Raw genomic sequence first — 23390 nt, 5'->3', positions numbered from 1 at the left:
ACAGGACAGGGATGGACCACATAGAGGACCCGACGGGAACGCGGCGCGCGGACATCGCCGTCGTGGGGATGGCGTGCCGGTTCCCGGGGGCGCGCGATGTGAATCAGTACTGGCGGCTCCTGACGGCCCCGCAGGCGCAGTTCTCGAGGATCCCGGACTCGCGGTGGCGCACCGCGTCCTTCCTCAGCGACGACTTCCGTGACACTTCCTCGGCGTACACGGACACCATGGCGCTGCTGCCGGACGTGGGCCACTTCGACGCGGCGCACTACGGCATCCCGCCGCGCCGGGCCCGGGCGATGGACCCGCAGGCCCGGCTGCTGATCGACCTCGCCCGTGAGGCGATCCAGGACGCGGGGTGGGAAGCCGACGGCTTCGACCGCGAGGAGACCTCGGTGATCACGGCGCTCACCGAGGGCGGCTACCGCGAACTCAGCACCATGCAGATCCGGATGCGCCAGCTGGCCGGGGGCGAGTTCGGGGCGCGGGCCGCCCACCCCCGCCTGCTGGAGACGGTCCGGGGGGTCGACGGGCTCAACGGCACCTCGGTGGCCGGGCTGCTGCTCAACATGGGGCCGAACACGATCAGCTCGGTCTTCGACCTGCACGGCGAGAGCTACGCGCTGGACTCCGCCTGCTCGGGCGGACTCATGGCCGTGGCGAACGCCGTGCACGCACTGCGTGCGGGCCGCTCCCGCATCGCCCTCGCCGGCGGTGCCCAACTGGTCCTCACCCCCGACCTGCTGGTGGGGCTCTGCCGGATCGGCGCCATCTCGCGCAGCGGCCGCTGCCTGCCCTTCGGTGCGGAGGCCGACGGCTTCGTCCTCGGCGAGGGCGCCGGGGTCCTGGTGCTGCGGCCCCTGGCCGACGCGCTGGCGGCCGGCGACCGGGTCTACGCGGTGATCCGGGGCGTCGGAACGGCCAACGACGGGACCGTGCAGGGCGGGATGCACCCCCAGGCGGCCGGCCAGCTCCGTACGCTGCGCCGGGCCTACCGCGACGCGGGCCTGGCCCCGGACGCGGTGGGCTACCTGGAGGCGCACGGCACCGGGACCACGGTCGGCGACCCCGTCGAGCTCGGGGTCCTGCGCGAACTGCGCGGTGAGGCGGCCGAACCCGCCTACCTCGGCGCCGTGAAGGCGGTGGTCGGGCACTCGCTGAACTCCGCGGGGATCGCCGGGCTCATCAAATCGGTCCTGGCCGTGCAACGGGGCGTGATACCCCCGCAGCCGCAGAGCGAGGGCGGTCTGTCCGACCGCTCCGCGCTCGACGCCGCCCGCCTGACCGTCCCGACGGCGCCGACCCCGTGGCCGGAGCGCGGAGGGCCCCGCCGCGCCGGCGTGAGCGCCTTCGGCTTCGGTGGCACCGGTGTCCACCTGGTGGTCGAGGAGTGCACCACGGCCCCGGCGGCCCCCGCCGCACCCGAGGACGGGCCGCAGGTACTCCTCCTCAGCGCGCGCGACCGGACCGGACTGGCCCGCTACGCACGGGAGTTGGCGGAGACCCTCGCCGCGGACCGGCCCCGGCTGGCCGCGGTGGCCGATACGCTCGCCCGCCGCGCGCCCCTCACGGAACACCTCCGCGTCGTGGCGCGGGACACGGCCGACGCCATCGCCCGGCTGACCGCGGCGGGCCGTACCGAAGGGCTCGCGGCGCATCCCGGCACCGGCCCGGTGCCCCGGCCCGCGACGCTGCGGACGCCCCCGTGCACCCTGCCGCCGAGTCCGCTCGCACCGCGCCGCCACTGGGTCGTCGACGACTCGGCGCGCGACCTCCCCGCCCACGAGGCCGTTGCGGCACCCGCCGTGCCGCGGCCCGACGGCGCGTCCGCACCCGCCGTATCCGTAGCCCCCGTCGTGCTCGAAGAGGTCTCCCGGACCGGTGTCTTCCCGCTCTCCGAGCTGAGCGAGCAGATGCTCCTGGTGGACGACCTCGGCTTCGACTCCCTGATGCTCCAGGAGCTCGAGGTCAACATCGGCAAGCGGATACCCGGCGCCCGGGCCGGGGAACTGTTCTCCCGCGAACTCACCGTCGGCCGGCTGATCGAAGCGCTCGATCCGGACCGGCCGCGGACAGTGGCCCCCACCGAACCGGCCGTCCGCCCGCCGATCGCCGAATGGGACGCGGGGACGGCCAGTGTCGACGCGTTTCCCGAGGTGGGCGAGCTGGAGCAGCGCCTGGGCTGGATCACCGACAGCGGCGCGCAGAACCCGTACTTCCGGGTCCACGAGGGCAACATCCGCGACACGACCGTCATCGGCGGCCGCGCCTGCCTGTCCTTCGGCAGCTACAACTACCTCGGGCTCTCGGGCCATCCGGCGGTCAACGAAGCCGTCCACAGAGCGGTGGACCGATACGGAACCTCGGTCTCGGCGAGCCGGGTCCTCTCCGGCGAACGGGAGCTCACCGTCGAACTTGAGCGGGCACTGGCGCAGTTCCTCGGCGTGGGGGACTGCCTGACCCTGGTGAGCGGCCATGCCACCAACGTCACCGCGATCGGACACCTCGTCGGCGCGGGCGACCTCGTCCTGCACGACTCCCTGGCCCACGACAGCATCCTCCAGGGCTGCGCCCTGTCCGGTGCGGCCCGACGCCCCTTCGCCCACAACGACATGGGGCAGCTTGAGCACATGCTGCGGATCAACAGGTCCCGGTTCCGGCGGGTACTGATCGCCGTCGAGGGCGCCTACAGCATGGACGGCGACCTCGTCGAGCTGCCCGCCGTGATCGAGCTGAAGAAGCGCTACGGCGCCCTGCTGCTGGTCGACGAGGCGCACAGCATCGGCACCGTGGGCGAACGCGGGCGGGGCGTCGGTGAGTTCTTCGGCGTCGAGCGGTCCGACGTGGACCTGTGGATGGGCACCCTCTCCAAGGCCTTCGCCAGCTGCGGCGGCTACCTCGGTGGCTCGGCGCGGATGGTGCGCTGGCTGCGGCACACCCTGCCCGGCTTCGTCTACAGCGTCGGTCTGACCCCGGCCAACGCGGCCGCGGCGCTGGCCGCCACCGAGCTGCTCACCGCGGAGCCGCAGCGGGTGCGCGCGCTCAGGCGCAACTCCGAGCTCTTCCTCGGCCTCGCCGCCGAAGCCGGTCTCGCGACGGGCGCCAGCGCCGACACCCCGATCGTGCCCTGCATCCTCGGCGACTCGGCGAGGACCCTGCGGGTCGCGGACGCGCTGTTCGCGCGGGGAGTGATTGCCGACCCCATCTTCCACCCCGCGGTGGCGGAGGGGCTGACACGGCTGCGCTTCTTCGTCACCAGCGAGCACTGCGAGGACGACCTCCGACGGGCCGTGTCGATCCTGGCCGAGGAGGTGTCCGCCTCCTAAGAGGTCCACGTCCACGTCAGATCAGGGTCCGTTCGATGCGGCTCAGCGTGGCGCTCCGGGCGGGATTGCCGTCCTCGCCGGGCTCCGCGGCCGTCTCCGCGGGGTGCCGCTGCTCGGCGTCTCCCATCCGCTGGGACAGGAGATAGGCGATGATCTCCGCCTCCTGCTCCTGGACGTCGTCGTAGGTCGCGCGCAGGAGCATGTCGCGTACGAGTTCGGGGTCGAGGTTGGGGAAGAGCAGGCGCGCGGCCGCCTCGTCCAGCCCGCCTGCGCCGCGGTGGCAGCAGATGATGTGGCCCAGCTCGTGCAAGATGATGTGCTCCTGATGCGCGCCGGTGGTGTTGGCGTCGTAGAAGATGAGGTCCTCGTCGCGTGCGGCGACCCACATGCCGCACGGATGGGACGAGGGCATCTGCATCGGGACCAGCGTGATCGGACGGTCGCGCGCCTCACCGAGGTGGCGGCACAGCTCGGCCACGTCGGTCACCTGCGGCAGGCCGAGCTCGGCGATCCGCTGCGCGCCGGCCTTGCGGAGCTTCTTGAGCCGGCTGCGGCGGTCGTGGTCGGCCGACCGTTCCTTCCGGGCGCCCCTCATCCCGACTCGGAGGGGTCGGCGACGGGCGGCAGGCCCTGCATCTGCCGGTACTGGTCCATGATGGCCGTGATGGCCTGGAGGTTCTCCTTCTTCATCCCGGCCGCCCGCATCGCGACGGCGCGGACCCCGGACTGCCGCAACGCCTCGATGGCGGCGAGCTCCCCGAGCACGGACTCGGCGACCTTGTCGTCGAAGAAGTAGGCGACCGAGACGCCGAAGAAGCGGGCCAGGGCGGAGAGCAGGTCCGGTGACGGGTTGGCGCGCTTCCCCGTGCGCAACTGCGACAGGTACACGCCCCCGACCTTGAGCTCGGGGTTGGCGCGCTTCAGCTCGTCGGCGACCTCGGCGTTGGTCCAGTGCTTGCCCTTGGGGCGGACCGTCTTGAACAGGTCGTCGAGGCGCTTCGCGAGCAGGGGACGTTCGTCACTCCCGCTCTCGGTGCCCTTGTCGGTCCCGGTCATGGTGAACCTTCCTCCCGTCCCCTCCTCGGTTTAGCTCTCAGCTATACGCCAGTTTCACAGATTAGCGGCCAGTTGACAATTGACCAGGACTCGGCCACCGTGGGGTCCGGCCGATAGCTGGCAGCTAACTTGGCTCACGGGGGACGCCAAGTTGGTTGCCGGTGACATCGGACTGGCCCGGCCCTCGGGGGATGGGCCGGGCCAGTCCGGGCGGGAGCCACCCGTCCGGCCGCAAGCAACAACGGGGGAAACGGGGATACCCGCCCGGTTTGACGGGGGATGCAAACCGGGCGGGAGTTCTCAACTCGCCTTGCCGAGCTTACTGTAGGCGGCTGCCACTTTGGTGAGCCATGCGAGCTCTGCCGCGAAGTTGTTCGTGTCGCGGTCGTCGAAATCGCCGGCGTCCTTGTTGTCCTGGGGGACGGTGTCGGTCAGTTTTGCCTGCAAGGCCTGCTTGATCTGTGCCGCTTCGGTGAACGCCTGCCGCAGTTCCGCGCTCGCCTCCTTGTCCGGATCGCACCCCCCGTTGGTGGTGCGGTCGATGTACGGACGCAAGTCCCGCCATCCGTCCCGTATTTCGACGACCCGGCGGTGCAGCCGGTAGTCGAGGTCGGAGACCGACGCGCCGGGCGGCTCCAGGGCGATGTCCGGGGAGGATTCGTACAGGTCCCGCCAGAGCGGGTAGAGCGCCCGGTACGACCGGTACGTGCGCGCCCACTCCAGGAGCCGGGTCGCCCCGGGGCCCCACGAGGAGTTGGTCAGGCTCAGCGAGAGCATGACGATCCCCGCGGCGCTGAAGACCGAGGCGGCGACCTTCCAGGCTCCGATGTCCACCCCGCCCGCCGCCGTGAGGATGTTGACCGTCCTGGCCAGGCAGTAGAGGAAGAGGACCACCGCGGTCACCGAGAGCAGCCGCAGGGCCTGGCGCAGCGAGGCGTTGTCGGTCATCCGCGCGTACGGCCCGCACTGGAGGTAGATGGTGACGCACGGAATCGCCTGGGAGACGATGAAGGCCAGGAGATAGGTGAGGAGCAGCGGCTCGCTGGTGCCGTCGAAGTCCGAGGCCGGCCGGGCGGTGCCGTCGGCGAGGAAGAAGAGGGCCGCCAGCAGCACGTCGAGGGCGATGCCGGTGATCAGCCAGTAGCGCGTCTTGCGTACGGCCACCTCGTCCGCCGCGGCCCATCGCAGCAGGATGATCTGCGCGCTGACGCAGAAGGCGACCGCCGACAGGTGCATGAGGAGGACGGCGAGGTTGCCGACTCCCAGCAGGGGCCCGCCGCCCATGGCCAGGGCACCCATGGTGAAGGTGAGGCACTGGAGCAACAGGGTGGCTATCAGCGTGCGGTACGCGCCGTCCTTCCAGCTGCGCCGCGCCTGGCACAGCCGGTAGACGAGCGCCGCGTACGAGGAGAGCGCCGCGATGACGAAGCAGAGGGTTCTGGTGGTGTTCACGTCCTGGATTCCTGCCGGTGCCGCGTGGGGGCGGACGGTTCAGTCGGTCTTCTCGGCGAGGGGGACCTCGAGCCCGATGCTCTCGGCCGCCACGGCGATGGCGTAGTCGAAGAACGCGACCTCGTCGCGGACGCTGTCGTGGGTACGGCTGAAGACCTGGAAGACCAGCAGGCCGATCAGGTTGCTCCACAGCACGATGCCGCGCTCGATGATGTCCGAGAACGGAGCCTCGGGCACGCCGCCGAACAGGAGCGTGGCTTCCGGCAGGAGCAGCGGCGGACCGGGCACCGCCCGCCGCGGCGGGGCGAGTTCGCCGGCCTCCAGCGCCGCGCGCACGATGCCGGCGAGGACCGCGGGGGTGCGCGAGGCGGACGGCACCGTGTCCTGGGGGGCGTGGTAGTCCGGCACGGGCGAACCGTAGATCAGGGTGAACTCGGCGGTGTTGTCGAAGGACCACTGCCGCAGTGCGCGGGTGACCGCGAGGAGCCGGGCACCGCCGGACGCGCCCGCCCCGACGGCGGCCGCGTCGGCCTGCTCCATCGCCTCGGCCGACGCGTCGTAGGCGTCGATGACCAGGGCGGTCAGCAGATCGTCGCGGTGGGGGAAGACGGCTTCGACATCGGCGACGGGGATACCGCTGTCACGGGACACGGCCTCCAGGGAGAGCCCCGAGGCGCCCAGCTTCACCAGCTGGTGACGCGCGATGTCCTTGATCACCACCGCGGGCGTGATGTCCTCGTCGTCGTTCGAACTGATTGCGGAAACGTCCATGCGGGAACCGTACCCGCCGGCAACCGGGGCCGTGTGTGCGGACGCCGGAACCCCCTGGCCATGCGCAGGGATCCGGCCACCGGGCGGGTACGGAACGTTCCGGGCGAATGCGGTCGACCGGGCGGCGTCAGGTGTCGGACAGCGTGCTGGGACCGCCCGCCAGGGCGATGTGCAGCCCGTCCGGCCGGACCTCCGCAGAGGTGGCGGCCAGCCCGAGCGGGTACTCCTCCGGTGCGCCCGAGCGCGGTCCGAGGCCGCCCTCGCCGATTCCGAGACGGTCGGTGGGGACGGAGCGGCCGAACAGGGTGAGTCCGTCGACGGCGAGGGTGACCCTGCCGTCGGCGAGTACGGGGCGCAGCGCGAGGCGGCCGACGCCGCCGGGGCCGACCTCCGCGAGGACCGTGCCCTTCGCCGGGTCGGTGGTGACCGGGCCCACCGCCACGGACGGCACGGCGTCGCGGATCGCGGCGGAGAGGGACTGCGCCGGGACGGTCACCCGGACCTCGGAGCCGCCGACGGTCGTCGTGTCGCCGAGACGGACGTCGTCCAGCCGGGCCCGGACGCGGACATGGGAGAGCCGGCCGACCCGTGCCTCGTCGCTGCTGATGTCCAGTCGGTGGATGTTCTCGTGCGCGAGGTCCCACAGGGCCGAGCCGCCGGCGACACCGACCGCCACGTCGTCGCCGAGGCCCGGAGCCGCTTGCTCGACGCGGTTGCGGATGATGCCGCGGACCGTGTATTCGGCCACGCCGGTGGCGGAGAGGGCCGGCAGGAGCACGGCGGCCGCGACCGTGAGGACCGGATGCCGGCGCAGGGCGGCCACCCGGCTCTTCGGCGGGTTGCCCTTCATCGACGTTCTCCTCGGGCCTGTGCGGGGGCGAGATCCGATGCGGGGGCCGGTGCGGCAGGGGCGTCCGGCCCGGCGGCGGGTCCTTCCGCGTCGAGGTGCGGAAGCAGTCGGTCGAGCCGGCCGGGGAGCCACCAATTGGCGCGCCCGAAGAGGTACATGGAAGCCGGTACGAGCAGCAGGCGGACCACGGTGGCGTCGATGACGACGCTGACGCCGAGGCCCAGCGCGAGCATTTTCACGGCGACGTTCGTGGACAGCAGGAAGGCCAGGAAGACGCTGGTCATGATCAGCGCCGCGCAGGTGATGACGCGGGCGGTGGCGGCGAGGCCGGTGGCGACGGCCAGGTGGTTGTCCTCGTACTGCAGCCAGGTCTCGCGGATCCGGGAGAGCAGGAAGACCTCGTAGTCCATGGAGAGTCCGAAGACGATCGCGAACATCATCATCGGTACGTAGGACTCGACGGGCACCTTCTCGGTGACGCCGAACAGCGCGCCGCCCCAGCCCCATTGGAAGACGGCGACGACCACGCCGTAGGCGGCGGCGATGGAGAAGAGGTTGAGCACGGCGGCCTTGAGCGCCACCAGCAGGCTGCGGAAGACGGTGAGCAGCAGCAGGAAGGCGGCGGCCACCACCACGGCGATGATCAGGGGCAGTTCGGCCGCCAGGGTGTCGGTGAAGGTCTGCGCGGCGGCGGTCGTTCCGGTGAGGTAGCCGGTGGCTCCGGTACCCGACAGAGCCTGCGGCAGCGTCTTGTCCTGCAGGGTGTGGATCAGGTCGGCGGTGGCCCGCTCCTGCGGGCCGGTGGCGGGTATGACCGTGGTCACGAGCAGGGCGTGGTCCGGGCTGGAGACCGGGGGAGTGACGGAGGCGACGCCCGGTACGGCGGCCAGTTCCTGCCGGAGCGAGCCGGCGAGGTCCTGGCGCAGGCTCTCGCTCGCGACCCGGCTGCTGTCGAGATGGGTGACGACGGTGAGCGGGCCGTTGGCGCCGGGGCCGAAACCTTCGGTGACCAGGTCGTACGCGCGGCGGTCGGTCCTGCCGGTGGACTGGGCTCCGGCATCGACGTGGCCGAGCTGCATCGACGCGACCGGGACGGCGAGGACTCCGAGCACCAGAAGACCGCTGACCAGGAAGAGCCATGGGCGCCGGCTGACCCGGACGGCCCAGCGGTGCCAGACGTCCGCCTCGCCGGTGGGCTCGGCGACCGGCCGGCGTACGTGGAGGCGGTCGATCCGGTGGCCGAGCAGACCCAGCAGGGCGGGCGTCAGCGTCACGGACGCGGCGGCGGCCACCAGGACACCGATCCCGGCGGCGACCCCGAGGGCACCGATGAAGCCCACGCCGGAGGCGCAGAGCCCGCCCAGGGCCATGGCCACGGTGGCGGCGGCGACCAGCACGGAGCGGCCGCTGGTGGCGACGGTACGCCCGACCGCCTCGGCGGGTTCGGATCCTGCGTGCAGCAGGGCCCGGTAGCGCGTGGCCAGGAAGAGGGCGTAGTCGATGCCGACACCGAGGCCCATCATGGTGGCCAGGGTGGGGGCGGCCTGCGCGAAGTCGAAGTGCCCGGCGAGCAGCCCGAGTCCGGCGAGGCTGACGGACAGGCCGATCACCGCGGTCAGCAGCGGCAGACCGGTGGCGGCGACGCTGCCGAAGCCGATCAGCAGCACGAGTACGGCGACGGCGAGCCCGATGGCCTCCGAGGCGCGGTCGGCGGACTTGGGCGTGGCCAGCTGCCCGAGCGGGGCCCCGTACTCGACGGTGAGGTCGTCGGCGCGCAGCGGCTCGACGGCGGTGTCGACCCCGGTGAGGTAGGAGGGGTCGAAGCTCGCCGGATTGCCGTCGAAGCGGACGGTCACCTGGGCGGTCCGTCCGTCCGCGGAGAGCGCCCCGGGTGTGGTGAACGGGTCGGCGACCGACAGGACATCGGTCAGCCCGCCCAGGCCGGCGACGGTCGCGTCGACGGCCGCCCGGTGATCGGTGACCGCGCCCTCGCCGGACCTGATCACGATGGCGGAGGCCGTGCCGCCCGAGCCGGTGGTGTGGGCCGCCAGCAGGTCGGCACCGGTCTGGGTACTGGTACCGGGCAGGGAGAAGCTGTCCGCGAAGGTGCCGCCCCAGGTGTGGTTGGCCAGCCCCAGGCCGACCAGTGCCAGCACCCACAGCGCGACGACCCGCCAGGCGTGCCGGGCGCACCGGCGCCCGCTCCGGTGGAGGAGCCCCGGCCCCTCGGCCGATTCAGTGTTCATGGGGCCACTGTGGCCGGTGTGTGTAAGGGGGCCGTGGGCGCATGGTTCGGGGAATGTACGGGAGCGGCCGCACCGGAATCGGCGCGCTCACCGGGCCCGGGCAGCGGCCGCCGACGGGAGGGCGACGGTGAAGCTCGCGCCGCCCTCGGGGCCGTGCCCCTCGACGCCGATGGCGGCGCCGAGCCGAAGGGCCAGCCGGTGCGCGATGGCCAGCCCCAGGCCGCTGCCGACCGGGCGGCTGCCCCGGTAGCGCTCGTGCAGGGCGCCGTGGTCGAAGGCGATCCGTACGTCGTCGTCGGTGAGGCCGGGCCCACCGTCGCGGACCTGCAGCTCGGCCCCGCCGCCCGTGGCGGCCGCGCGGACGGCGAGGACCAGGGGCGCGCCCTCGGGCGTGACCCGTAGCGCGTTCTGCACCAGGCCGTCGATCAGCTGCCGGACCCGGAAGGCATCGGTGGCGACGACCACCGGCCCGGCGGGCCGCTCCAGCCGGAGATCGACGCCGTGGCGGGCGCACAGACCGGTCCAGAACGCCGCGGCCTCGGAGAGCACCGCGCACAGGTCGGCCGGGGCCACGTCGAGGCGGAAGTCGTCGGCCTCCAGCCGCGCGAGGTCCAGCAGATCCCCCAGGAAGCGGTCCAGTCGACGGGACTCGTCGGCCAGGATGCCGCCGACCTCGGCTACCCTGTCCGGCTCGATCAGCCCGTCCGCGAGTGCCTCTGCGTAACCCTGGAGCGCGGTCAGCGGGGTGCGCAGGTCGTGGGAGACGGACAGCAGGAACTCCCTCTGCCGGTTCTCGCTGCGGGCCAGCGCCTCGTCCAGCACATTGAGGGCGCGCCCGATGTCCGCGGTCTCCCGGGGGCCGTCGACCGGGGCCGGTACGCCGCGTTCGCCGTCGGCGAGCCGGTGTGCGATCTGCGCGGCCGTCACGAGCGGACGGGCGATGCGGCGGGCGAGGAGCGCGCCGGCCAGGGCAGCGCCGAGCATGCCGAAGACCAGTGGCGCGATCACGTTGAGGCGGATCTGGTTCGTGTTCTCGGTGACCACCGTTTTCGGCTCGGTCAGGACGACCGCGCCGCCCCGTACACCGGGCTGCCCGACCAGCAGGACGTCCCGGCCGCCCAGGATGCCGGTGGTGGAGACCGGCCTCCCCGCCAGCAGGGCGGATGTGGACGTCCGGTCGACGGCGGGGCTCGCGGTTCCGCTCACCGTGCCGTCGGCGGCGATGACCGCGAGCTGCACCCCGTCCGGACCCCCCAGGACCTGGGCGCCGTTGAAGAGCGCCTCGGACAGGACCGGCAGGCGGCTGAGGACGGTTGCCTGCCGCGTCAGTCGGTCGCGCTCGCGCTGCTCCGCGCCGTGCGCGGCGGTCTGCCAGGCGATCAGCCCGGTGAGCGCCACCGCGAGCGCCGCGACCACCGTGGTCAGCACCACGATCTTGCGCGCGAGGGAGCCGCGCCGGGCGCCGTTCACGGGCCGCAGTGCGTTCACGGGCCGGGGGCCGTCGCGCTGTACCCGACGCCGCGGACCGTACGGATCGGGCTCGCGTCGCCGAGCTTGGCGCGCACCTGCGAGACGAAGACGTCGACCATGCGGGTGTCGCGGTAGCCGGCGTACCCCCACACCTGGGCGAGCAGCCGCTCGCGGGTGAAGACCTGCCCCGCGTGCCGCAGGAGGTGGGCGAGCAGGTTGAACTCGGTGGCGGTGAGCTCGACCGGCTCGCCGTCGCGGCGCACGGTGCGGCTGACGGGGTCCACGCTGAGCCGGCCGGCGGACCCGGGCGGCGGCGGACCGGGCGGGCCGGCCGCCCGGCGCAGTACGGTCTTGACCCGGGCGACCAGCTCGCGCGGCGAGAAGGGCTTGGTCAGGTAGTCGTCCGCGCCGAGTTCGAGGCCGAGGATCCGGTCGGCCTCCTCGCCCCGCGCGGTGACCAGCAGGACGGGTGTCCAGTCGCCGGCGTCCCGCAGGGCCCGGCAGAAGGCGATGCCGTCCAGGCCGGGCAGGCCGATGTCCAGGACGATCGCCACCGGGTGCATGCGCCGCGCAGCTGCGAGCCCCGCGCTCCCGTCGGCCTCGACGTGGACACCGAAGCCGTCCCGCGACAGATAGAGCCGCTGCACGTCGGAGATGTGGCGCTCGTCCTCGACGATCAGCACGAGGCCCTTGGACTGCGTCATCACTGCCTCTCACGCGCGGTTGGCAGCACCGATGCTAACCGCGCCGCGCGGCCCTTCCGGCGGGCGCGCCGCCATCCGTACACGACCCGAACAATGCGCCGACGGCGTGCCGGGCCACAGGGATGTGCCCGAAGTGCGACCTCGACCGGTTCCCGCTCCCGCGTTCGATCACCTCATGGCGGCGGTCATCGGCCCGCCGTACCTCGTCCACCGGCCGGCCCGCGGGCGCTGCCGGGCCCTGTGCACTCCCGCCGCGGGCCGCGCTCAGGCCGGCCGCGTCAGAACCTGCGCGAGACGGTCGGCGAACTGCGTGACCGCATCGAGCAGCGGGCCGCTGCGGGCGACGCGGAATCCATGCCGACGGCCCCAGAACGCGGCCTGCACGGCGTGCAGTTGGGCCCAGCGCCGGACGCGTTCGCGATCGAGTTCCGCAGCCTCGACGAAGACGTCCAACGTGCGGTCGACCGCCCTGCCCAGGTCCTCGGCCGCAAGGAGGGACAGCGCACGCGACTTGAGCAGGGTGCCGCCGTCGTAGGCGGGGTCGCCCACGTGGCCCTTGGGGTCGACCGCGAGCCACGGTTCGCGGTCCGCCCGCAGGATGTTCCGGGCGTGGAGGTCACCATGGATCAGGACGTCCGGTTGGGTGCGGCCCAGCTCGCGTACGGTCGCCACCGCCGCGTCCACCACGTACCGGGGCAGCGCGTGCGTCAACTCCGCGGCGTCGCGCTCCAGGTGCGCCTCCCAGGCGTCGGCCTGCTCCTGCAGCCGGGGCAGACCCGCGGGCGCGGGTACCGCCAGCCGCCGGCTGAGCCGCCCCGCCACCCGCACCACCTCGTCACCGTCCTCGACCTCCGCCAGCGTCGACGTACGGACCCGCTCCAGCAGCATCGCGAAGCGCTCGTCGTCGCGCTCGTGCAGCAGGACGGCCCCGCGCCCGCCCCACGCCTCGAAGGCGTCCGGTTCGTGGACGTTGCCAGGATGCGGGAAGGACACCTTCAGCACCGCGGAGCCTTTGGCCGGCCGCATCACCGGAACGATGATCCCGACCCCGCCGTGCATGACCTCGCCGTCCGGTACGCACTCCCAGCGCGTCAGCAACTCCTCGACGATCCGCGGCAGTTCGGCGATCCACGCGGCTCCGGCCGCTCCCTCGCGCTCGACGGTGCTCCGAGTGAAAGCCTCTGGTGTCCCGATCATCCCGGTACCCTACGCCGGGCCGCATGACCCCTACCCCCGTCCGCACACGACCCGCCCCCAGGGCGACTTCGAGCCGCCGGGGCCGCTGACATGGCACCCTTCACCTACCGGCTCACCCCGGCCGGGGCCGTTCCGTACCGGCGGTGTGGCCGGACCCGACCGAGGACATCGAGGCGGTCCGCGCCGCCGTCCTGCGCGCGGAACGGCTCGCGCTGCTGGTCCAGCAGCAGCCCGACGGGAGCATCCCCGGGGCGCGCATCGCCGAGCCGTGGATGGGCCGCACCGATCACGCCTACCCGATGATCAGGGCCGGGGCGGGCCGCCGAGCCGGACTGGTCCCGCCGGCACCGGCCGATCGTCGCCCCCTGCTCGCAGGCGTACTGCCGGACGCCGACGGCATCGTACGGGCGCGCCGGCGCACCGACCGCACCCCGGCCGACGAGCGGCGGACCCTGCTCGGCTCGCCGCGGATCGGGGACGTGGTGACCGGCACGGTCGCGAGCGGGCTGCACGACGTCGGCGTCTGCGTGGACCTGGACCTGGATCCCGACCAGGGGCGCGGGGGGTCCCTGGGCTTCCTGCGCGTCCCCGAGACGTCCTGGGAGTACTTCGAGGACCTGGACGAGGTGGCCCCGATCGGCCGGCGGATCCGCGCCGAGGTGCTCGACGTCGACCGGGATCGGGAGCGGGTGGGTCGAGGCACGCGCCACCCTCCTCGACATGGGCCTCCGGCGCCGCCGCATCGGCCTCGCGCTGGACGGCCGAGCATCCGCCGGGCCCCCGCACCTCCCCCGGACCGGGTGACACGAGTGGTGATCACCACCGATCACCGGTTCAGTGGGGAGCGTGGACCGATCATCGCAGTCCGTACTCCCGCGTGAACCCCGGTGACCTCCATGGACCACCGGGCCCCCACCGGTGACCCCCTGCTCACGGCCAGGTTCACGCCCCCCGCCGTGCCCGAGCTGCTGGTCCACCGGTCCGAGCTGCTGGGGCGCCTGGCGGCCGGGGCGGGCGGACCGCTCACCCTCATCAACGGACCGGCCGGATCGGGCAAGACGGTCCTCACCGCCCACTGGGCGGCCGACCGCCGCGCGCAGCGTCCCCCGATGTGGCTCACCGTCGAGCCCGACGACGCCCCCGGAGCCTTCTGGGCGTACGTCCTGGAGGCCCTGCACCGCGGCGGGGTGACGCTGCCCTCCGAGGTGGGCAGGCCCACCCGGGCCGAAGGGGTCACCCGGTCGTTCCTGGTGCGCCTGGCGGACGGGCTGGCCGGCTCCCCGCAGCCCGCGGTTCTCGTGCTCGACCAGTTCGACACCGCCCAGCCACCCGCGACGGCCGAGGCGCTGGACTTTGTCCTCCGGCACGCGGCCGGGGGCCTGCGCATCGTGCTCACCAGCAGATCGGACCCCCTGCTGCCCCTGCACCGCTACCGCGCTGCGGGCGAGATCGTGGAGATCCGGCACGCCGACCTCAGATTCACCCACGAGGACGCCGAGGCCCTGCTGGGCGAGCACCGACTCGACATCTCACAGGCCGGAATCCGACGACTGATGGAGCGGACCGAGGGATGGGCGGCAGGGGTGCGCCTGTGCGCGCTGGCGATGCAGCGCAGCGCCGACCCGGAAACGTTCCTCCGCCAGTTCGCGGCCGACCGCACCACGATCGCCGGATATCTCCTGACCGAGGTGCTCGACGCCCAGCCGCCGCCCACCCAGGACCTGCTGCTGAGGGTCTGCGTGACCGACCGCGTCCACCCCGACCTCGCGGACGCGCTGACCGGCCGGGAGGACGGCGCACGGACCCTGGCCGGGCTGGCGCGCGACAACGCGTTCCTCGAACAGATCGACGCCTCGGCCTGGTACCGGCTGCACCCGCTGTTCGCCGAGGTCCTGCGCGCGCACCTGCGGCAGCGCTGCCCCGGTCTCGAACCCCGGCTGCACGGGCGGGCGGCGCGCTGGCTCGCCCGCACCGGGCGGCTGACGGAGGCCGTGCTGCAGGGCGCGGCCGCCGGGGACTGGCCGTTCGCGGCCGCGCAACTGGTCGACAACCTGGCCCTCGGCCGCCTCCTCACCGGCCTGGAGGCGGACCAGCTGGGCCGGGCGTTCGCCGGGATGCCGCCGGGGACGGCAGGGGCGGCGCCCGCCCTGGTCGCGGGGGCCTGCCGACTGGCCGCACAGGACCTTTCCGGGTGCGAGGCCGCGCTGCGGCGGGCGGACGCCGCCCTGACGGACTCCTGCGGTCCGGCGGCGCACCTCGGCCGCGCCTTCCTCGGCGTACTCGCCGGGCGCGCGGCCGGCGACCTGACGGCCACCGAACGGGCGGCCGGCGACGCCGACCGGCTGCTGGGGGAGCTGCCGCCGCCCCTGCTCGCCGAGCGCCCCGAGCTCCGGGCACTGCTGGCGGCGCATCTCGGCGCCGCCGAGCTCGGTGCCGGACACCTGGACCGGGCCGAGACCACGCTGACGGTGGCCGTGGCCGCCTGCGGGCCGCCGGGCGCGGAACACCCCGGAACGCAGGACGCCGGAACGCAGCACGACGGAACGGAATACCCGCTCTGCGACGCACTCGGCTCGCTGGCCCTGGTCGCACTGCTGCAGGGCCGGTTGCGGCGGGCGACCGACCACGCCCGCGCCAGCCTCGCCGTGGCCGAGCGGTCCGCCCTTCCGCCCGGTCGGAGGGCCGGTGTCGACCACCTCGTCCTGGCGGGCGTGGCCGTCGAGCAGGACGACCTGGCGGCCGCGCGCTGTCACCTCGACCTGGCGGCCGCGGCGACGGGACTGCGCCCGGATCCCGCGACCACCGCCCGGGCCGCCGTCATCGGCGCCCGGACCGCGTTGGCGGAGGGCGACGGGGACGCGGCGCTCGCCGCGCTGCGCGCGGTGGCCCCGGAGCGACTGTCCGACCGGGCGGTGGCCGAGCTGGCCGTGGCCGAGTCGGCCGTGCACCTGGCACGCGGCGATGCCGAGGCGGCCCTCCGGCTCCTGGACGCTCCGGCCGCCGACGGGCCGGAGCTCGCGGTGGCCCGCGCCCGCGCCCTGCTGGCACTGGGCCGGGGACCGGCCGCGGCGCAGGCGCTGGCGGGCGTACCGGAGGCGGGGGAGGACGGCGTCGCCGCGCCGGTACGGGCCCACGCGAGTCTGCTCCGGGCGCAGCTCGCCGAGGCGGACGGCGACCTCGCGCAGGCGCGGCGGCGGCTGGCCGAGGCGCTGGCGCTCGCCCGCCCCGAGGAGCTGCGCCGGATGTTCGTCGAGAGCGGTCCCTGGGTGCGCCGGATCCTGGACCGGGATCCGCAGTCGGCCCGCCTGAACGCGTGGCTGACCCCTGCCGCCCCGGACCGTACGGCGAGTGCCCCGCGGGCCGACGGGCAGCCACCGGTGGTGGAGCCGTTGACCGCGCGCGAGGTCGAGGTGCTGTGCAAGGCCGCGGAAATGCTGTCCACCGAGGAGATCGCGGCCGAGCTGTTCCTGTCGGCCAACACGGTCAAGACCCACCTGAAGAGCATCTACCGCAAGCTCTGCGTCACTCGGCGCAGCGACGCCGTCCACCGGGCGCAGGACCTCGGGATGCTCTGAGCCGGGTGCAAGGGCGGGCGGGGTGACCGCTCTTTCGCCCGTACCGGGCGATGCCGGGCGTCCGGCGCGCACCGACGATGGCGGGTGAAGGCCGGGAGCGGGCCGGGTCCCCTCCGCAGCCCCAGCACCCGACGCCTTCGTTCCGAGAGGAGTGAGGGCTCTCATGCGCTACGAATTCCGCATCTCGGGGGTCGTGCCGGACACACTCGCCGCCGGCTTTCCCGAGCTCGACCGGATCCCGGTACCGGAGCAGACGCTCCTGTTCGGCAGCGTGGCCGACGAGGCGCACCTGTACGGGCTCCTCACCCGCTTCCAGTCCCTCGGCCTGCGGGTGCTCGAAATGCGCCGGCTGCCCGCATGAGGCCGGCGCGGGAGCGGGAGCGGGAGCGGGAGCCGGGGCTGGAGCCGGAGCCGGAGCCGGAGCCGGACCCGGACCGGGAGACCGGTGAAGACCACCCGCTTCGGGTGATCACAGGGACCGGGCCGCCCGACGACACTGCGATGTGGGCGCCGAAGCCTGTGACCGACGAGCCGGAGCAGGACGGTCCTGCGCTGTATCGCCAACTGTGAGGTGAATTCCATGGGCCAGCCGACACCGACCGGGGGAAACTGGAACACCGGCCCTGCGCCGGGCAACACTCCGACGTTCTCGGGTGACGACAGCCAGGGCACGGGGAACGTGGGCACGATGTTCGCCGCGGTCCTCCTCCTGGTGGTCGGTTGCCTCTCGATCTTCCAGGGCATCGCGGCCATCGCCAAGGACGACGTCTACGCCCGGATCGGAAGCTACGTCTTCGAGTTCGACCTGACGGCGTGGGGATGGATCCATCTCATCGTCGGAATCATCGTCGTCCTCACCGGAGTGGGCCTGTTCGCCGGATCGAACCTGGCGCGGGGCGCGGGTATCGCACTCGCCGGGATCAGCGTGATCCTCAACTTCATGTGGCTGCCGTACCAGCCCTGGTGGTCGATCATCATCATCGCGATCGACGTCTTCATCATCTGGGCGCTGTGCACGAGCTGGACGCACTCCACCGAATGACGAGAGGGCAGCCGCGGCACCCGATCCGGCAACGGGTCGGGTGCCGCGGCATGTGCCGTGCGGGCGGGCATCACGGTGAGTGGCCGTCGGATGCGCTCGGACGGCGACCGGATGGCGGAACCGGCCCGGCCTACCGGCGGCGGAGGTTGTCCGCGATGGTCAGGAACACGAGCACGTTCGGCACCTGCTCGGCCTTGGGCGCCGCCCAGGCCTTCGTCCGGCCGGACCGCCAGACACAGACCATGCCTCCGCGCACGGCCACTTCGCTCACGTCCCGCCACGGCAGCACCTCACCGGAGGCGTTCGTGACGCCGGGGCCGGACAGCTTGTACGGGCCGAAGCCGACCGTCCCGCCCTCCCGGACCAGCTTCCACACCTTCTCCACCTGGGCGCGGGCGACGGCCTCCGCGATCAGCGGACCCCAGGTGTGCGAGCCCGCGTAGACGTCCGTGATCCGGGCCTTCGACCCGCCCGGTGCGACGAGCCGGGAGACGTGCGCGCTCCTGACCGGCGTCCGCGTGCCCTTGTAGTCGATCACCTCCTGGACGGTCTCCTGGTAGAGCACCACCCGCTCCCAGCGCGCCGCGAACAGTCCGCTGCCGCTCGTGTTCACGACCAGCCCGTGTTCGTACAGGTGCAGCCGCCTGGCCGCCAGGCGGCTGCGGAACAGCGGGCTCTGGCTCACCGCCCAGGCGGCCAGCACGCCGATCCACAGGGGGAATATCGCGACCCCCCAGTGCACCTTCACCCATAACAGGACGCCACTGACCAGCAGTGCGGCTATGCCGACCAGGGAGCCGACGATGAACCAGATCCGGTACTTCTCCTGGACCCCGACCTCGCTCTCGGGCCGGAAGGTGTGCTCCAGGTTGCCCAGGCGGTGGCGGGTGGCCAGCGCGTTCGCGGCAGGGGAGGGCGACGTCGGCACGGTCATGCGCGGCCTCGGCTTCAAGGTCACGGCGGACCCCGCAAGGCCGCCTGGGCGAACGGGAGTTCACCGGGCGACTCCTGGTCGGCGCCGGGGAACGGCTCCAGCAGCCAACACCACGATCAGCACCCGGGCAAGCCCTCCGCCACCCGGCAGGATCCGGACGGGACGGCCCGGGTCTGGATCAGGGCGTGCAGGTGCTGGTCGTGCCATCCGTCGGCGTGCAGCAGGGCACTGCGCATCGTGCCTTCCAGGGTGTATCCGGCCCGGTCCGCGACGCGGCAGGAGGCCGTGTTGGTCACCGAGTGGCACAACCGCAGCCGGTGCAGGCCGAGTTCGTCGAGGGCCCAGCGGCTGACCCGCTCGGTCGCCTCGACGGCAACGCCTGCGCCGCGGGCCGCCGGCAGCAGCCAGTAGAAGAGCTCGGCGCTGCCTCCCGCCAGATCGATGTCGCCCCAGCCGATCAGGCCCGCCGCCTCGCCGCCCGGCCGGGCGATCGCCCATATCGCGCTGAGCTCGGCCTGCCACCGCTGGTGCATGCGCTCGATCCGCTCGACCGCTTCGGCCGCGGAGTTCACCACCAGACGGTTCCACAGGCGGATCGCCGGGTCCTGGCTCGCGGCCAGCAGGGCGCCGGCGTCACCGGGCTGCCAGGGGCGCAGCTCCCACCCGCCGGGCAGCGTGAGTACGGGCTGTTCCGCCTCGGCCATGCGGCCGGCGGGAACGACGGGCGGTATGGGTGCGGAAATGATCACCTGGGCATCCTGCCACACCCCTGCCGTACCCCCGCCGCGCCCCGGCCCTACCCGTGCACCGGGAAGGACGCCTGGTAGGCGAGCCGGCCGTCGGCCCCGCCGCCGATCCGCGTGAGCAGGTCGTCGAGCGCGAGGTACGCCTCCCAGCGCTCTGCGCCCGTGGCCCGCGCCAGGCGCGAGACCACCAGGTCCTCCAGCTCCGGGACGCGTTTGTTCTTCCAGACCTTGTCGGCCGTGCTCACCAGCAGGTCTTCGAGCGTCGCACCGGGCCCCGTCCACGAGCCGTGGGTCCCGGCGAAGCGGGCCAGGTCCGGCTCGAACCCGTGGGCCAGCAGCAGCTCCCGGCCCGCTTCCTCGTGCAGGGAACCGGGCCCGGACAGTTCGGCCTTGTGCACGGTCTTGCCGATGTCGTGGGTCGCCGCACCGAAGAGCACGGCCGCACGGTCGACCGCGATCGCCGGGTGCCGCTGCTCCATCCACTCGACCAGTTGCACCGCCACGTCGTGGACGGCCCGCAGGTGGGCGGCCAGTCGCGGCGGTGCATCGAGGGAACCGAGGAGATCCGCCACCGGGGGCGGGAGCGGCCGCAGGGGTGGATCGCCGGGAGCGCGCAGGGCCCGGGACAGGGCGTTCGAGGGGGTCACCCGTTCAGGCTACCGACGTCAGGTGACCCCGGTCCCGGGGTCAGGACCAACCCAGCTCCGTGTAGCGGCGGCCGGCTCGGATGCCCTCGATCGCCACCTTGGCGTACGGCACGATCGGCCGCGGCAGTGCGTCCGTCGGCCACCAGTCCCAGCCGATGCACTTGTCCGGCTCGCGGACCTCCTCCGTTCCCTCCCATCGGTGTGCGCGGAAGACCAGTTGCATGCGCGGCCGGGAGCCCGGCGGGTCCACCACGTGCACGGTGTGCACGAGTTCGAGGTCCGCCGCCCCGATCCGCAGGCCGGCCTCCTCCCTGGCTTCGCGGATCAGGCAGTCGATCGCGGACTCACGCTCGCAGTGGCCGGCGAGGAAGTGGTGGTGCGAGGCGCCGAAGGGCGAGTCGGGATGCCGCAGCCCGAGCAGGACCCGGCCCTCGCGTTCCAGGTAGAGGTGGACCCCGATGACGTTGGGGCAGGCCCGGCCGCCGGCGACCGCGGCGGGCGCCGCCGTCCCGGCCCGGTGCAGGTCGATGACCTGCTGTGTCCACGGACACATCGTCAGGTACGCGGTCGTCGCCGCGTCGAACCAGCGGAGCATGATCCCTTCGCCGAGCGGGAGGCCGTCGGCGTCGCCGTCCCAGGCGCCCAGGTAGACCTGGATCTGCCCCTTGTCGAGGCCGTCGGGGCTGGTGCAGTCGACCACGGTGAACGGCTCCAGCGGCACCGTCAGGCCCGTCTCCTCCTTCAGTTCCCGCACGATCGCCTCGTGCGCCGTCTCGCCCCCCTCGCGCCCGCCGCCCGGGATGCTCCACGTCCCGGGGTCGCAGATCTCCGGCTTGTTGGCGTCGCGCAGGTGCAGCAGGTACTGGCCGCGCGGGTTGACCAGCAGTGCGGCCGTGCCGTTCGGTTCGGCGGAAGTGGTGGACATGGGCAGGCTCCCCCTCGTCGCGTCCTGCGTATGGGTACATCACGGGTATGCATGCCCAAATGAGCGCACCTTTCGCGACCTTGACGGCCGGGATGCGGCTTCGTAGGGTCGGCGCGACCTCACGCAGCTGCCCGCCGTCGTCACCCGCCGCCGCCGCCGCCGCCACCGCCACCGCCGCCGCCGCAATGAGGAGCACCCGGATGTCCCTTCGCCGCCCGCGGACCCTGCTCGCGATGTCCCCCGAGCTGCGGCCCCGTCTGCTGGACGCGGCCGCCGACCGCCGGCTGCGCGAAGTAGCGCTGATCGAAACGGATTCGGTGGTCGACGACTTCGGACGGCCGGGCGCGGCGGCAGCCGCCCTGGCGGAGGCGGAGATCCTGCTCACCTGCTGGGGCGCACCGGCCGTCGACGCCCGGGTGCTCGCCGCCGCGCCCCGACTGCGGGCCGTCGTACACGCGGCAGGCTCCGTCAAGCAGCTCGTCACCGCCGCCTGTTGGGACCGCGGCATCGCCGTCTCCTGCGCCGCGGCGGCCAACTCCGCGCCGGTGGCCGAGTACACCGTGGCCATGGTCCTGCTCTCCAACAAGCGCGTGATGCAGTTGCGCGAGGAGTACCGCAGCGTGCGCGGCCGTCGGCACGACTGGCACCAGCGCTACGCCCACGCAGGGAACTACCGCCGCACCGTGGGTGTCGTCGGCGCCTCCCGGATCGGCCGCCGGGTGATCGAGCTCCTGCGCCCGTACGACCTCGAACTCGTCCTGTACGACCCGTACACGAGCGCGGAGGAGGCGGCGCGCCTCGGAGTCCGCCCCGTCGGGCTCGACGAGCTCTGCCGGGTGTCCGACATCGTCAGCCTGCACGCGCCGGAACTGCCCCGGACCCGGGCGATGATCGACCGCAGGCGGCTGGGCCTGATGCGCGAGGGTGCGACGCTGATCAACACGGCCCGCGGCTCCCTCGTGGATACGGAGGCGCTCACCGACGAGTTGGCCTCCGGCCGGCTGCACGCCGTCATCGACGTCACCGAGCCGGAGGTCCTGCCCGCCGAGTCCCCGCTGTACGACCTGCCGAACGTACTGCTCACCCCGCACGTCGCGGGCTCCCTCGGCAACGAACTCCACCGCTTGGCCGACTCCGCGATCCAGGAGATCGCCCGCTACGCCGCGGGCCTGCCGTTCGCCCATCCGGTGCACCGCGAGGACCTCGACCGGACCGCCTGAACGCAGAGATCCGACTCACGGACGGGCAGGAGCGAGGCTGGATCTCCGCCGTTCCCGATCGATGCGGGAACGCGCCCCGTCGACCGGGGAATCCGGGGCGGGGGAACGCCGCGGACCGGGGAAGCGATCGGGGCTCGCCACGCGTTGCACGCCGGCGGCCGATACGTCCAAACGGAGGGCGCGGGGCCACCTCTTCGAGGGAACCGGGCGGTCCGACCCAGGCCGAGAGGCCGTCAGCTGCCGAAGGAAAGGGCGACGGCCCCGCTCGGGGCCGTGCGGTGCTCCGGCATCGCTGTGCGGTTACAAGGAGAAGTCACGTGTCGCGTGTTCTGAAGAGTGCGGGTCTCGCTCTGGTGCTGGGCCTGGCGGTCATCGGCGGTGCGTCGTCGGCGTCGGCGGACGCCACCGCGGAGGGCATCGCGGCCGGCTCGCCCGGTGTGCTTTCGGGCAACCTGATCCAGATCCCGATTCACGTTCCGATCAACGTGTGTGGCAACAGCATCAACGTGATCGGCGCGCTCAACCCGGCCGCCGGCAACACCTGCATCAACGTCTGAGACTCGTGAACAGCGGCTCGTCCCGGCCGGAAGCTCGACCGGGACGAGCCCGCACGCGTCACCGCCCTCAGGGCGGGGTGCCGTGCAGTTCGTGGTCGGCGGCGAACACGTCCGGGTCCTGCTCGGCCGCTGGTGCGGTGCTGTGGGCCGGCTGCCGGGCGGCGAGCCTTCGGGTCGCGACCCGTGCGCCCGATGCCATGCGCGCGGCCTCCGCGCCGAGCGCCGCCTCGCCGTCGTCGGTCAGGCGGTAGTAGCGGCGGAGCCGGCCCTGGTGGGCCTCCTCGCGGTCCCGCTCGATGATTCCCTCGGCCGCCAGCCGCTCCAGCACCCCGTAGAGCGTCCCGATGCGCAGCTGCACCTGCCCCTCCGACAGGGCCGCGGTCTCCCGGACGATGCCGTAGCCGTGCCGCGGGCCGTCGGCCAGCGCAGTCAGTACGTAGAAGGCCGTACGCGTCATCTCTCGCGGAGCCACGCCGACCTCCACCACGAGGCCCTCCTGTCGGCAGGACATCCGCAACAGTCAGGCGCCCTCCGTGTGGCGGGCGGCACATCACGAGCAGTCGAAGGGCCGTACAACAGCCTCCCCGCTGCCGGACCCGTACGGCCATCGGCATTTCGGCTGAACCCGACCCGCGTGCGAGGCTGACCCCGTACCCGGGAGGAGACCACACG

At 73.2% G+C, this 23390-nt stretch carries 21 protein-coding genes; 7 read left to right on the top strand and 14 right to left on the bottom strand.

Annotated features, from left to right (window positions below; genetic code table 11):
* The first annotated feature begins 11 nt into the window (after positions 1-11).
* Positions 12-3326: an aminotransferase class I/II-fold pyridoxal phosphate-dependent enzyme gene (locus IE257_RS07960; protein ID WP_189966036.1), complete on the top strand. Its 3315-nt coding sequence runs from the start codon at positions 12-14 to the stop codon at positions 3324-3326.
* 16 nt (positions 3327-3342) lie between these two features.
* Here IE257_RS07960 and IE257_RS07955 read toward each other — a convergent pair whose 3' ends face one another.
* From IE257_RS07955 to IE257_RS07915, 9 genes are all read right to left on the bottom strand, one after another.
* Positions 3343-3921, bottom strand: coding sequence for a toxin (locus IE257_RS07955; RefSeq protein WP_189966034.1), 579 nt, complete (start codon positions 3919-3921; stop codon positions 3343-3345).
* A complete protein-coding gene (locus tag IE257_RS07950) occupies positions 3918-4382 on the bottom strand; it encodes a helix-turn-helix domain-containing protein (RefSeq protein WP_189966032.1) in 465 nt (154 codons plus the stop codon). The genes IE257_RS07955 and IE257_RS07950 overlap by 4 nt, the downstream gene beginning before the upstream one ends.
* A 300-nt stretch (positions 4383-4682) precedes the next feature.
* Entirely contained in the window at positions 4683-5834 is a 1152-nt protein-coding gene (locus IE257_RS07945; protein ID WP_189966030.1) for an MAB_1171c family putative transporter, read from the bottom strand.
* Between the two features lie 39 nt (positions 5835-5873).
* Complete coding sequence (locus tag IE257_RS07940) at positions 5874-6605, bottom strand: TetR-like C-terminal domain-containing protein (protein WP_189966028.1); 732 nt, start codon at positions 6603-6605, stop codon at positions 5874-5876.
* Between the two features lie 127 nt (positions 6606-6732).
* Complete coding sequence (locus IE257_RS07935) at positions 6733-7455, bottom strand: LmeA family phospholipid-binding protein (protein ID WP_189966026.1); 723 nt, start codon at positions 7453-7455, stop codon at positions 6733-6735.
* Positions 7452-9701: an MMPL family transporter gene (locus IE257_RS07930; protein ID WP_189966024.1), complete on the bottom strand. Its 2250-nt coding sequence runs from the start codon at positions 9699-9701 to the stop codon at positions 7452-7454. Before IE257_RS07930 ends, IE257_RS07935 begins: the two co-directional genes overlap by 4 nt.
* Before the next feature lie 87 nt (positions 9702-9788).
* Positions 9789-11189: a HAMP domain-containing sensor histidine kinase gene (locus IE257_RS07925; protein ID WP_189966022.1), complete on the bottom strand. Its 1401-nt coding sequence runs from the start codon at positions 11187-11189 to the stop codon at positions 9789-9791.
* Positions 11186-11875 (bottom strand): response regulator transcription factor, encoded by a 690-nt coding sequence (locus tag IE257_RS07920; protein WP_189966020.1) that lies wholly within the window; start codon positions 11873-11875, stop codon positions 11186-11188. Before IE257_RS07920 ends, IE257_RS07925 begins: the two co-directional genes overlap by 4 nt.
* A 264-nt stretch (positions 11876-12139) precedes the next feature.
* A complete protein-coding gene (locus IE257_RS07915) occupies positions 12140-13072 on the bottom strand; it encodes an aminoglycoside phosphotransferase family protein (protein ID WP_189966018.1) in 933 nt (310 codons plus the stop codon).
* Between the two features lie 143 nt (positions 13073-13215).
* On the opposite strand from IE257_RS07915, the gene IE257_RS07910 reads away from it, so the two are divergent.
* The 4 genes from IE257_RS07910 to IE257_RS07895 all read left to right on the top strand — a co-directional run bounded on the left by IE257_RS07910 (position 13216) and on the right by IE257_RS07895 (position 17689).
* Positions 13216-13953 (top strand): S1 RNA-binding domain-containing protein, encoded by a 738-nt coding sequence (locus IE257_RS07910; protein WP_189966016.1) that lies wholly within the window; start codon positions 13216-13218, stop codon positions 13951-13953.
* A gap of 15 nt (positions 13954-13968) precedes the next feature.
* Positions 13969-16647, top strand: a complete 2679-nt coding sequence (locus tag IE257_RS07905; protein WP_189966014.1) for a winged helix-turn-helix domain-containing protein — start codon at positions 13969-13971, stop codon at positions 16645-16647.
* Positions 16648-16810: 163 nt separating this feature from the next.
* Positions 16811-17008, top strand: a complete 198-nt coding sequence (locus IE257_RS07900) for a DUF8691 family protein (RefSeq protein WP_189966012.1) — start codon at positions 16811-16813, stop codon at positions 17006-17008.
* Positions 17009-17227: 219 nt separating this feature from the next.
* Entirely contained in the window at positions 17228-17689 is a 462-nt protein-coding gene (locus IE257_RS07895) for a DUF7144 family membrane protein (RefSeq protein WP_189966011.1), read from the top strand.
* A 130-nt stretch (positions 17690-17819) separates the two neighbouring features.
* Here the strand turns inward: IE257_RS07895 and IE257_RS07890 are convergent, their stop codons facing one another.
* From IE257_RS07890 to IE257_RS07875, 4 genes are all read right to left on the bottom strand, one after another.
* The gene (locus tag IE257_RS07890; protein ID WP_189966009.1) at positions 17820-18623 is read right to left on the bottom strand and encodes a DUF6585 family protein; all 804 of its coding nucleotides are present in this window, start codon (positions 18621-18623) and stop codon (positions 17820-17822) included.
* Positions 18624-18739: 116 nt separating this feature from the next.
* A complete protein-coding gene (locus IE257_RS07885) occupies positions 18740-19372 on the bottom strand; it encodes a GNAT family N-acetyltransferase (RefSeq protein WP_372452958.1) in 633 nt (210 codons plus the stop codon).
* A gap of 47 nt (positions 19373-19419) precedes the next feature.
* Positions 19420-20016 carry an HD domain-containing protein gene (locus IE257_RS07880; protein ID WP_229920186.1) on the bottom strand — a complete coding sequence of 199 codons (597 nt, stop codon included), beginning with the start codon at positions 20014-20016 and terminating at the stop codon, positions 19420-19422.
* A gap of 40 nt (positions 20017-20056) precedes the next feature.
* Positions 20057-20941 carry an NUDIX hydrolase gene (locus IE257_RS07875; protein WP_189966008.1) on the bottom strand — a complete coding sequence of 295 codons (885 nt, stop codon included), beginning with the start codon at positions 20939-20941 and terminating at the stop codon, positions 20057-20059.
* A 200-nt stretch (positions 20942-21141) separates the two neighbouring features.
* Here IE257_RS07875 and IE257_RS07870 point away from each other — a divergent pair, with 200 nt between their 5' ends.
* Together IE257_RS07870 and IE257_RS07865 are read left to right on the top strand one after the other, a co-directional pair.
* Entirely contained in the window at positions 21142-22161 is a 1020-nt protein-coding gene (locus IE257_RS07870; protein WP_229920185.1) for a hydroxyacid dehydrogenase, read from the top strand.
* Between the two features lie 317 nt (positions 22162-22478).
* Complete coding sequence (locus IE257_RS07865) at positions 22479-22718, top strand: chaplin (protein WP_189966006.1); 240 nt, start codon at positions 22479-22481, stop codon at positions 22716-22718.
* A 67-nt stretch (positions 22719-22785) separates the two neighbouring features.
* Here the strand turns inward: IE257_RS07865 and IE257_RS07860 are convergent, their stop codons facing one another.
* Complete coding sequence (locus IE257_RS07860; protein WP_372452957.1) at positions 22786-23229, bottom strand: PadR family transcriptional regulator; 444 nt, start codon at positions 23227-23229, stop codon at positions 22786-22788.
* Positions 23230-23390: the final 161 nt, after the last annotated feature.

Source organism: Streptomyces avidinii (genome assembly GCF_014650695.1).
In the GTDB taxonomy this organism is placed as follows: Bacteria; Actinomycetota; Actinomycetes; order Streptomycetales; family Streptomycetaceae; genus Streptomyces; species Streptomyces avidinii.
This window is presented reverse-complemented; position numbering and strand designations above follow the sequence as displayed.